This window comes from Cypionkella sp. (genome assembly GCF_028290025.1).
Lineage (GTDB): Bacteria > Pseudomonadota > Alphaproteobacteria > Rhodobacterales > Rhodobacteraceae > Cypionkella.
In genome coordinates, this window is sequence record NZ_JAQGKQ010000114.1 from 1 (window position 1) to 11,528 (window position 11,528).

An 11,528-nucleotide genomic window follows, 5' to 3' on the forward strand; every position below is an offset into this window, starting at 1 on the left:
ATTTGCGCCGCATAATGGGTTTTCTTCATTCGCGGACCGGCCACGATTTCTCGTCCTATAAGCGCGCAACAGTTCTGCGCAGGGTGGCGCGCCGTATGCAGGTCACGCGGATGGGTAGCTTGAGTGAATACGCCGATTTTCTGCGTGAAAACCCTGAAGAGGCGCAGGATTTGTTTGGTGATTTGTTGATTTCGGTCACAGCTTTTTTTCGGGATGCCTCGGCCTTTGAAGCACTGACGAAGGAGACCTTAGTCCCGCTTTTCGACAATTTGGCGGCGGATAGTAAGCTGCGTATATGGTCGGTGGGCTGTGCAACCGGCGAGGAAGCCTACAGTCTTGCCATTCTGATACTGGAAGAAGCTGAGAAACGTCGAATACTTCCTTCTGTCCAGATATTCGCGACCGACCTTGACGGAGGCGCCCTGGCCACCGCGCGCGAGGGGCGTTATCCAAAATCCATTGAAGCGCATGTATCCGAAATGCGCTTGCGACGTTTCTTTGTGGACGACGGATCGCATTACCGCATTCGCAAGGAGGTGCGCGATATGGTGCTGTTTGCCAGTCACAGCGCCCTCAAAGACCCGCCGTTCATGCATGTTGATCTAATCACCTGCCGCAACCTGATGATATATCTGGAACGTGACATGCAGCGACAATTGCTGTGGTTGTTTCATTACGCTTTGAAGCCATCCGGTTATTTGTTTCTCGGATCGGCAGAGAGCATCGACGTGCGTCCCGAATATTTCACACCATGCGATCGTGAAGCCCGGGTTTATATGGCCAAACCAAGGCTCACGGGCAGAGCCGAGATGCTGATGCAATTACCGAAAGATCATCAGCCGCATGCCCCTTTGCCGCGTTTCACACAAGATGGGCCGGAGCGACCGCACATCCCAGCTCCCGTCGTTCATAAACTTGCTCTGGAAGAAAGCGCACCTCCCAGCGTACTGGTTGACGAAGAACAGCGCATCTTGAACCTGTCGAAAAGCGCTGGAAGCTTTATTCAACCGCCCGAGGGGCCGCTGAGCCTTTTTTTGCCCGATATTGTGCGGCCAGAACTGCGGGCGGAATTGCGCCGCGCATTGCACCGCGCGCTTAATGCGAAGAAGCCCAGCTTGACTCTGCCGGTGGCCGTCGCGACTGATGACGGAGCGCGGCGGATTGTCATGCACGTCTCAAGTCATGCAGCCGATGATCGCAGCGCGCCGCAGGCGCTTGTGTTTTTTATGGACATCGGACCTGCGACGCAGACAGCGTCCGCATCTACAGGCCCGTCGCCTGACATGGACCACTTGCATCGCGTTGAGGAGGAACTTCGCGCGACGCAGGAGCATCTGAGCGCAAGCCGCCGTGAACACGAAAGCGCGATGCAGGAACTGCGGGTGGCAAACGAAGAACTTCAGTCGATAAATGAGGAATACCGCTCCACTGCGGAGGAGCTGGAAACCAGCAAGGAAGAGCTTCAGTCGATCAATGAAGAGCTTACCACCGTCAACACTGAGATGAAGCTCAAACTGGATGCTATCGCGTCTGCCCATAGCGATCTACAGAACCTCATCAATGCGACAGAAATTGGCACGTTGTTTTTGGATGCGAAGTTGCGGATCAAAATGTTAACGCCATCGGTGGAGCAACTGTTCAGTGTGACCGACAGCGATGTCGGGCGACCGATCTCGGACTTCACCCATAAGCTGCTTTATGATGGCGTCGAGCAGGATGCGGCGCGGGTTCTGCGTGATCTCGCGCCAATCGAGGCCGAAGTTCCTACGCGCAATAACGGCTGGTTGATGATGCGTTTGCGACCCTATCGCACGATGGATGACCGCATTGAGGGTGTCGTGCTCAGCTTCGTCGACATCAGTGCGCGCAAAAAGGCTGAGGATTTGCTGCGTAAAAGCGAAGAGCGATACCGCAGTCTTTTTGAAGCAATGGACGAAGGCTATATTTTGACTGAGGCTGTGAGACGCGCAGATGGCAGTCGTGAAGCTATCCAGATTGGGGATGCCAACCCCGCGGCGCGGCGTCTTCTGAAGGCTGAACTCACCGGGAAAATACTGAGGCCAAGTGATGCGTCAGCGAAAGCTGATTGGTATGAGCTCGCTGATCAGGTTTTTCAGACAGGCGACAGTCAAAGATCAGAGTTATGGGATGAAACAGTAAACTTGTGGCTTGAAGTTTGCGCATCTCGCGTCGACGAAAATCGGGTGGCGATCGTTTTCCAAGATGTCAGCCAACGGAAACGTCATGCGGACGAACGCGAATTGATGGTCGGCGAGCTCAATCACCGTGTTAAAAATATGTTGGCGGTCGTTCAGTCGATTGGTCGTCAGACCCTGCAATCCACTGATCAACCAGAGATGTTTGTCGAGGCTTTCAGCCAACGTATCGAAGCACTGGCGCGAGCACATAATCTGTTGACGCTTGATCATTGGCGCGGTTCTGATCTTCGGGAACTTACTCTCGCTACTTTGCAAAACTTTGCTGTTGAAAACGAACAAACGTTTGAGATGTCGGGTCCGCCAGCGCGGCTATCACCGAACGCCACGATCTCGTTTGGCATGGCGCTGCACGAACTCGCCACCAACGCCCTTAAATATGGCGCACTTTCGTCCTCTGAAGGCCAGGTATCGCTTCGCTGGTTTTTTGATGGGGAGGGCGATGAGTGCAAGTTCCATTTTTATTGGAACGAAAGCGGAGGGCCAGCAGTTGATCCGCCGACACGCAAAGGTTTCGGTGCGCGTTTGCTGAGGGGAGTGGCGCGAGAACTCGGCGGAACGGTGAACGTTCTATACAACATCTCTGGCGTACACTGCGCTATTGAATTTCCCGCTGAAGGTAGGGTGACTGAGGGTGACACATAACAACCTGTCTTTGTTTCTCGTCGAAGACGAAGCGCTGATCTCAATGGATCTCGAAGCGCTTGTTGAGGACCTTGGACACGTAGTAATAGGGTTGTCTGCAAGAGTGGCACAGGCAATTTCATTGTTGGAAATGCTGGAAGTCCTTCCAGACGCCGCGATCGTCGACGCAAACTTAGGCGGCGAATCCGCTCGCCCCGTTGTTGAAGCGTTTGCGGCCAGAGGCATTCCGACCATTATCGCATCAGGGTATAAATCAGACGAACTGGAAAAAATGGGCATACGGGGAGCGACGATAACAAAACCTTATAATGCACGCGCAATAAATGAAGCTTTGGAAAAACTATTCGCGAAAAATTAGGCAAAGCGGAACCTATGTCGTGGCGCTGCTGCGATCCGTCGTTCATCGCGAGGTCGTTTGTGCCTGACCGATAGCTGCATCCTATTTGACGCCTTTTCTGAGCATCCAAGCTTGTGGCGACACTGTCCGAACAAACTCAGCATATCATTCGGGATGGTTTGGCTATCCGTGCCTCAACAAATTGCGCAAGTGGGACAGAGGCCATTTACCGCCCCCAGCTGGATCAGTTCCGTCTCGATAGTGCAACCGACACGTCGATCACTGGAGCGACGTCCGCAGCATGCGGGACAGTTGCCCTATCTTACCGCAGCGAGGATCGCTGCGAAAAACAATACTTCGAAATGCGGCATGATAAAGAACGTCCATCGGATCAAATTTGTGAGCCGCTTGACACAGCCTGATGCGCCTGCGGCAACAGACGTTAGCTAGTTAATCGACATCGTGCAAAGTCGCATTTTTTGTTTTATCTTATAGATTAAGATAGTGGGGAACCTGTTTATTTGTAGATGTTTACGACATATCGCAATCTTGGCTGATGCCGCCCTTGATGCGCCTGATAACCGGGCCAGAGAGGGCCTTTGCGTCATGGCACGTCACATGGCCCAAAACCTTGCCGACCGTTGTGACGGATTGGCCACGGCGCAACGAGGTGCGCAATAAATGGTCCTGAAGGCGACGATATCTCCCTTCGTTCCGAATATGTTTCCGCACGGCGCGACTCTGGGCGTAGCATGGCCGTCAGAGGTTCCGTGTCACTTCGCGGACGTGACAGCGCCGCGACCTAGGGATGCGACTGGGGGCGATCGACATCGGCGCTCTGCTAATCGGAGCAGGTTGGAGCAGCGCGGGGCCAAGAAAAAGGCCGCGTAGGATTTGTGGTAGGAGCCGACGCGACCTTTAACTCTAACCTAGAAGCACGGCGCAACATACTACGTTACAACCTTTACGAGAATCGCCTCTGGATTGCAATCTATAATTGTGTCGACCACATCACCGCTCTGATATTGTTCAATCGTGAATTTCAAAGGATTGCACTCGTATCGTCCGCTTCAAAGACCTGGCAGAACTTCGTACAGCAATCTCGTTTTCCCCACGCTGATATTGGACGGCTGAATTAGCGGACTTTAGGCTTGTTCTGCCCAGCGGAGCACCGAGGCTCAGTTGCCCAGGGCCTCGGTCCGCATCGCCGAGGCTCCCAGTCGGAACCTGGGCGAATGCCTAGGTCTAGGCGCTACGTCCAAGTTAATTTCTCACGCGGCGCGTGAACATTGGCTTAGAATTGGAAGCATGGGTTTACCGTTACCGGCACGAACTCTCGTTCCGACCATATAAAACTCGCTTTTTTGGTCAGGGCACTTCTCTTATCTGAACCGAGTCGGTCTGAGAAAATTCGAATTCGGCATATTGCGGGCTGGAAGACTTGGCACTTCGTGCCGGTAACCTTCGCTTAACTCGAAGGTCTGCGACGAAAATGCGACTGTCGTAAAGATAGCATAATAGCTCCGTTCTCTTCGCATGTTGAAATCCAATCAGATGCGACCAAATGCAGCGTTTTTGATACCTGCCATAAGCGCGTGCTAGACTTCATCGGGTAGTGGACGCTGCGGCGGTTACGCGACTTCCCACGGTGCAACAAGTCAACTTTGCCATTCGGCGGGCGCGGTGAATATGACAGGCAACGCCTCGGGATGGACCGCCTCGACTTCGACGTTCTGATTGAAAGCCAGAACGCGTAGGTCATCGTTGGTTTCGCCGTCTTTTACATTACAGGTGAATGCGCAGCCGGGAACAGCTTGCCAATGCGGCTGCCAGAATTCTGACCTGCAAAAGCTGGCGCATGGCTTGGGTAGCCCGCATCGTTGAGTAGGAGGAAACGTTCCAGCTTCCCTGATGTCCCTCTGAGAGGATGCTGGGTAAAACAGATTTTTCACTACGAAAGACCAGCAAAAATTGCGAGTGCAACTTACAAGCGAAACGTGCTTGCAGGCTATAACCCATCAATGTCTGAATGGTTCCCATATGCTAACCTTGCCTTCGCCATGCAAAGCGGAAATTAAATCTTTACGTTGAACGGAGGAGGAATAAAGAGCGCGTCCTAGCCATCTGATGGCCGTAAACACCTCAAAATGTTGGAGTATATCGGTTCCGCAATCGGTTTGAGTGTTGTCGGGTCTGCTAGGGAAATGCTAGCGGTAGCCATCAAATGTGGCGATCAGCCTCCTCCTCATTTTCGGCACAATTCAATATCAAGCTCAACCCGAAGTTGTTGATGGGCGGGATTTGCTATGCCGTATCGAATATTGGTAAGGGTGACGCGGCGCATATGGCGGGCCAAGCGCACATTGCTTGCTAGAAAACGCTTGGTGCGGCGGGCTTTCCGAGAACGCCTCGAAGTTCGCAATGCGCGAGGGCTGCTGCTTTTCTACAATCCCGGCGCCCTGAAAGTTTAAGACTGGCCTTATTCGTCGCTGCCAAAGTTAAAGGCAATGGCGAAAGGTTGGGAAGCCGCGAGGTTGTTGACATTTGTAGGGTCGGCAACGCCTTCCTATCAGCGAGCGTACTGAGAAAGGTAAATGTTGGGAAGCGCTGATTTGCGCTCAATTTCACTTGGGGGTGTTAGCTAGGCCAGATTGGATTTCCTATTCCCAAAACAAGCCACCACAATGCCCGCGACGCCGAAGAAGCAAATTGATCCGGGCAGAGGCACCGCTGCGATAGAAATCCAAAGTTGTTTGTGCGGCAATCAGTTTCAGCCATTACTAAATCACAGTCTCCCCTGTTATTGGCCCATCCGTGAATTTCCCTGCAACCCCGAAGGCCCAACTCGCCCCGTTGGCATCTCATCAAGCGGAGCGGCCTGCGGGGGTGCTCCGATAGCCGTGGCGAGTCTCGAAAGAAGTGGCCTCCGGGTTAAAAGGGTACTTTTATTTGAATTTTTCGTCGCCGACCATATAAGTGCCGCTGCGCACATCAAAGCCATTGTTACATCGATGACTAACGCGATACGCTATCTCAGAAACCAGGCGAGCCATTACATTCGTAGCTGTTCTTTCAGAAAAAGATGTTCAACAACGATGCCGCTTTTTAGGTCTTTTTCTAACGCGGATACATTGGGCAATGCATCCGCTATTGCCGCATTTAGGCCATGCTCTTGAATAAACTGAAATTGACGCCGAATATGCCACCCGATACCTTTGGTTAGCTCGGAATTGCGAGCATACGCACGGCCTCCGTTGCGAATCTTCGAGCGGAACTGTTTTTTTGAGCGAACAGGAAAATGCAGGACGTCGATTTCTGCCGTTTCTTCTCGGATTGGGCGGTCATATTTTGCGCTATGATTACCCTGGGATATTTCGACCAATCCTTGCGTGGACGTTAGCACTTTATCAGGTAAAGCAAGATAAAAATACGGACATGGCAGCGGGTCTGTCAAAGGGTTGCTCAGGCGCGGGATTGAAATTGGCGTCTGGACACTGAACACGCATCGTTCTACCCACGGCGTGTCGTCTGATGTATCCCAAGGAAAAATCAAGTTTGTGCGTCGGCAGTACAAAATGTCAGCTTGCGTCCTTTCGATGACAGCTTTCAGGTTGCCCATACGCGGTACCCAAAATTCATCCGCATCATTGTTCAGCACCCAATCGGCGCCGAAATCATTGCGAGCCATGTGCGCGGCGCGCGTCATCCAAATACCCTGCTGATAATCCTGGCCGGGCTCATCGACCACCGTCAATCGACCGCATTCCAACTTGTCCAGTAGCTCACGTGTGCCGTCCGCGGAGCCATTATCAATGACAATTGCATGATCTACGCCTTGGCTGAAATGGTACGAAAGGTTGTGCTCAATGATGTCGATCTCGTCTTTAACAAGCAGGGTCATTACCAGTCTCACGATCACTTCCTTGTAAATTTTGAGCATATTATCGTTAAGACACCGCAACCATGTTTTAGCAGACTAGTTAATCGGCTTCCGATAATTGAGTTCGATCCAGTCGCACCATTCGATTGCAGGTTGACCAGAATAGAGGTCAAATCCATGCGTTTTATTGAATTTATTCCACACAGAATTATCCAGCTCAAACTGAATCGGCTGTATCCATTGTCTTTGAAACCCGGTCTGCTCAAGCATCAAAACCGTTTCTTGCAAGCTAGGAGTGTGGAGAAAAAAGACCTCGTTGACCTTTGCAATCACATCTTGCAGTCGAGCGTGCTCTTTTGGATCAGCGCGCACTTTGGCAAAAAAATCTTTGATGTAAAGGGTGCCGCCGGGTTTGAGCAATTCGAATGCACCGGTTAGTACCGACAAAGGAACACCGGCATGTGAAAAAGACTCCAGAAATACAGCTCGGTCGAAATTTGACTTCTTGAACAGAGACGGCAAGTGCTGAAAGTCGCCTTGCTGAACATTTATTCTCTTCTGCAAGCCAGCCTTTCGAATGGCATTACGAGCCTCCGATACCTGATAACTTGACAACGTGACCGCCTCGATTGTGACGTTGCGATTTTGAGCGAAATGAATGCTTGGCCCGCAAATGCCGCAACCCGCATCCAAAATGTGATCACCATCACGCAATCCAGATCTTTCCATCAGGTATCTATTCAGGTCGATGCGGCTGGTTGGGCGAGCGGCTTGGAGTGTATCTTCAAAGTCCATACGATAGCGGTCTGTCCAATTATCGTAATATGCAGCAATTTCAGACGACGAAACGGTACTTCGCGTGGTCGGGATGTTACCGGCCTACCATGGAGGCGAAGCCCCATTCCAATGCATTATGTTGACGTCCGGGTGCTCGATCCGCAAAGTTGACAAAAAAGCGTTGTTCCAGGGCAACGGCTTATTTATCAACGAAGTATTGGCGGCCGATTTATTCCACTGATAACCAGCTTCGACGCAATCCTCTTTACCCATATATTGAATCGCCCAGATTAGCGCACCCTGATCATGCCATGAAATCAATGCGCGGGTTTCAGGATCGGATACTGCTCGCGCAACCGGATAAATATAGGCCTCAATCAACAATTTATCACGGGACTTGCACCACCCCGAAACTCCGGCATTGATCACGGGTTTATTCGGGCTGAACCGTCTGGCGATTGGCAAGCGTTCATAGAGGGCAGGCTTGTTCGGTGTCTTCTCAGGAGCAAAATTTTCCGCTGTGAAAACGGGGTGGTTATCTAACGTCGCGAACAGCTTAGGCAGATCCCGGAGCACCACGACGTCACAATCTAGCCATACCACCTTTTGAAACGGCGCATGTTTGATCAAGATCGGACAAATCCAAAGCGGCCAGACACGTTTGCCTGTCTTTTGTACATTGATGTCAGTCTTCAAAGCGACCTGTATTTCGCTTATTAGGGGATCATTAGGTAACGCCAAAATGTGCATGTTTCGGAGCCCCAGGGCCTCCGCGCGTTGCGCGTCTGTGAGACCGATATCATAGCAAGCAACTGGATAAGCTCCGCTTTCTTGGACTGAACGATGGAGCATTAAGAGCCCAGGGAAATAATTGTGGTCGCAGACAGTAATTACGCCAGATCGCGCAATTAGGCCGTGCATACGGTAGCGCTCACGAAACCGAACAAGGTCGGTTGCCAACTTTTCCAAGCTGATCAGAAGATGCCGAGCTTGTTGCTTTAGTTGCGGCCAATACAGAACAGAAAATAGCAATGCAATGGTGAGGAATGCCGGATCGGCAACTGCCGCATCAAGCGCAAGCACGAGAGGACCCCAAACCTTGTATCCGCTTTCATTGATAAACGGTACGTAGCGATGGCCCTTATGGTTCAAGATGCGCAGCGAGATTTCGTTCTGAAAAGTTTTGAGCAGCTCAAGTGCAAGATATACAAAAGCCATCACAATGGCGAAAGGTGTGACGGGTGCAATCGTGACCGCGGCGGAAATGGCAAGCATTTCAACGGGGGTTAGCCCAAAAACGATCATATTTTTTAGTTGAAGATTACTGATGTGATGCGCAACGGTAAGAAGCCCTGCCGCCCTGTCACTTGTGGCGCTTTTGAACTGGTGGGTGAGAATACCGCGTAGACCGGTTGCCAGCGCCCAAATGAACAACACACAGACAAGCGCCGCGGAGGGGAAGGCAAGTTTTTGATGAGACAAGATGAGGAGTGCCAGCATCGCAGGAAATACGTGGGCTGCCAATGCATCAGCAAGTACGCCTGCCAAGTATCGTTCTTTGATGCGAAACGGGGGAACAGAATACGCGAGTGGCAACAGCAATACGATGGCGGTCAGGAATAAACCTGAAATACCAGCGGAAAGGCAGGAAACCACTATTGCGAAAGCAGCCGAAGCCATCACTATTTTCCAAGTGCGGCGCGTACCCATCACCGCAGCTGCATTGGGTTTGCCTGCGCGCCGATCTTCGTCCTGATCGTATATATCATTCAGCGCATAGCCAAAATTGGCGACAGAGCAAACGACAATGATTAGTCCGAAAAGCGAGAGCACCGCTTCCGAAAGTGATTGTCCGTTGATTAACAGTAGGAAAAGAAAAATTGATAGGGGGATTTTGTTGTTCCACCAAGCATGCGGCCGAACAAGAATAGGACCAATTTTCATCGTTAACACTACACCCGTGCGTTCTGAACTAATGTGAGAGTTCAACTTAGACCTGAAAATGTGGAGGTTGCCAACCTCGAAAATTCCCACATCGAGCATGGATGCAAGCGCCGGCGACATTGCATGTGGGCGCCCGAATGGCAGTAATCAGAGTAAGTCCTGTATTGGCGATCCACGAACAAAACTGAGCACGGTCAGCAGTAATATAGCGGAATCGCGGTAATGACGCTGTGAACGGGGGGCTTGGCGACGACAGTTTGCGTGGCGGCGCGGGCAACGACACGTATTGCGAAGGTCAGGGGCACATTGAGCTAGAAGGCCTGGTGTTTTTCCTTCAATAGCTTCGGTGAAGCGATCGCGCAGAGCGCGCAACCGACGGATTGCTAAACCACCTTTCATTTGTGCACTTTGGGTCAAAGAAAGATCGACGGCATGCCTGCCATGCGCCGTTTCGCCATATTTCCACAAGCTGCTAGCTCGTTCGACCACCTTGGAGAGATCACTCTATACACTTGAGAGGCGGCAGTGAGCCGGGCAGTTGTCAGGTCGACATCGGCTGGGTCAAAGGAAGTTACCTGCGTCCGCAAACTAAAAGGAAGCGAAGCGTTGCTGAAGAGTTCTCGCTAAGGTATCCGGTCTGGAGGACCGACTGGGCTTGCTGCTATTCTCTGAAGGCTCTCGAAATTCTGCTGGTCTAGATAACCTGTGGTTTGTCAGACAACCCAATTCGTCTCCTATAAGGTTAAAGATGACCATGGAAATCGACGATGAACGAACTGCACGGTAGCTGCGCTTGCGGATCTGTGGTTTATAAAATTACTGATAGGCTGATCGGGCCTATTACCTACTGCCTTTGTTGGCGCTGTGGTAAGCAGTCTGGCTCAAGTCTTGGCACGACAGCGGGCATCGCGCGTGGCAGTTTTATTCTTACATCTGTGCTGCACCTGTGAAGCATTGGGAATCCAGTCCCGGCGTCCACCGCTATTTTGCAAGTGCTGCGGAACGCCCATCTGGAAAGACGACGAGAAGGATCGAGCTGAACTTGGATTCCGCTTGGGATCGCTGAATAAAGACGCTTTACTGAATGGTGCCATGCATTTTCATATCGGATCGAAGACCCCGTGGCTTGAGATCACGGACAGTCTGCCGCAAGAGAACGGCGGAAAGACATTCGGAATGAGCGGCAACATAAAGCGAAAAGTGACTTAGGGCTCGGGCTCTCCGTTTCCCGCAGCTTGTCAATGCTTCACAAACCGCCGCATTGGGAACGACAGCTTCGTTTGTACAGAGGCCATTCTAGGTAAAAAAAGTCTTGGCAGAATCTCGAGGTGAAGGTCGCTTGCATTAGGCTGCATGCGCGGCGATTTTGCCGGTCACAGAGTGATCTTTGGATCGGCATTGCTCACGCACTGGTTGCGGCCACCGGCCTTGGCTTCGTAAAGCAGTTTGTCTGCCGCAGCCATCCAGGCGTCCACGTCCGCGAGCTCAGCGTTTAAACCGCAAATGCCGAAGCTTGCAGTGACCCGCTGCGGGCTAGCATTCACCATAACCGGTGTGTCCAAAAACGCCGTGCGCAGGCGTTCGGCCAATTCAGCGGCACCGATGGCATCTGTCGATGGCAGCAGCACGGCGAATTCTTCGCCACCGATGCGTCCCAGCATATCGTTGTCGCGCAACATGCCAAAACCACGCTGCACAAGTGTTCGCAAGACGGCATCGCCGGCGGGAT

7 protein-coding genes and 1 pseudogene are annotated in these 11,528 nt (G+C 51.9%); 3 read left to right on the top strand and 5 right to left on the bottom strand.

The window, feature by feature from the left end:
• Positions 1 to 14 precede the first annotated feature (14 nt).
• Both JWS10_RS20675 and JWS10_RS20680 read left to right on the top strand, forming a co-directional pair.
• Positions 15 to 2,861: a CheR family methyltransferase gene (locus JWS10_RS20675; RefSeq protein ID WP_299509789.1), complete on the top strand. Its 2,847-nt coding sequence runs from the start codon at positions 15 to 17 to the stop codon at positions 2,859 to 2,861.
• Complete coding sequence (locus JWS10_RS20680; RefSeq protein ID WP_299509791.1) at positions 2,851 to 3,219, top strand: hypothetical protein; 369 nt, start codon at positions 2,851 to 2,853, stop codon at positions 3,217 to 3,219. Before JWS10_RS20675 ends, JWS10_RS20680 begins: the two co-directional genes overlap by 11 nt.
• Positions 3,220 to 3,729: 510 nt before the next feature.
• Here JWS10_RS20680 and JWS10_RS20685 read toward each other — a convergent pair.
• The 4 genes from JWS10_RS20685 to JWS10_RS20700 form a co-directional block, all read right to left on the bottom strand.
• Entirely contained in the window at positions 3,730 to 3,876 is a 147-nt protein-coding gene (locus tag JWS10_RS20685) for a hypothetical protein (RefSeq protein WP_299509793.1), read from the bottom strand.
• Between the two features lie 2,374 nt (positions 3,877 to 6,250).
• On the bottom strand, positions 6,251 to 7,099 hold the full coding sequence (locus JWS10_RS20690; RefSeq protein ID WP_299509795.1) for a glycosyltransferase family 2 protein: 849 nt from the start codon (positions 7,097 to 7,099) through the stop codon (positions 6,251 to 6,253).
• Positions 7,100 to 7,174: 75 nt separating this feature from the next.
• Positions 7,175 to 7,873 carry a cyclopropane-fatty-acyl-phospholipid synthase family protein gene (locus JWS10_RS20695; protein ID WP_299509796.1) on the bottom strand — a complete coding sequence of 233 codons (699 nt, stop codon included), beginning with the start codon at positions 7,871 to 7,873 and terminating at the stop codon, positions 7,175 to 7,177.
• 84 nt (positions 7,874 to 7,957) lie between these two features.
• Positions 7,958 to 9,799 carry a UbiA family prenyltransferase gene (locus tag JWS10_RS20700; RefSeq protein ID WP_299509797.1) on the bottom strand — a complete coding sequence of 614 codons (1,842 nt, stop codon included), beginning with the start codon at positions 9,797 to 9,799 and terminating at the stop codon, positions 7,958 to 7,960.
• 224 nt (positions 9,800 to 10,023) lie between these two features.
• Between JWS10_RS20700 and JWS10_RS20705 the strand changes: the two are divergent.
• Positions 10,024 to 10,140 (top strand): annotated as a pseudogene (locus JWS10_RS20705) (hypothetical protein); the annotation flags it as partial.
• Between the two features lie 1,032 nt (positions 10,141 to 11,172).
• On the opposite strand, the gene JWS10_RS20710 reads toward JWS10_RS20705, so the two are convergent.
• The coding region (locus JWS10_RS20710) for a GGDEF domain-containing protein (protein ID WP_299509798.1) at positions 11,173 to 11,528 on the bottom strand (356 nt) is incomplete at its 5' end.

What these genes read in the sequence shown, in the direction of transcription:
- JWS10_RS20675 (WP_299509789.1), top strand. Translation starts at nt 15, where the DNA reads ATGGGTTTTCTTCATTCGCGGACCGGCCACGATTTCTCGTCCTATAAG.
- JWS10_RS20690 (WP_299509795.1), bottom strand. Translation starts at nt 7,099, where the DNA reads ATGACCCTGCTTGTTAAAGACGAGATCGACATCATTGAGCACAACCTT.
- JWS10_RS20695 (WP_299509796.1), bottom strand. Translation starts at nt 7,873, where the DNA reads ATGGACTTTGAAGATACACTCCAAGCCGCTCGCCCAACCAGCCGCATC.
- JWS10_RS20700 (WP_299509797.1), bottom strand. Translation starts at nt 9,799, where the DNA reads ATGAAAATTGGTCCTATTCTTGTTCGGCCGCATGCTTGGTGGAACAAC.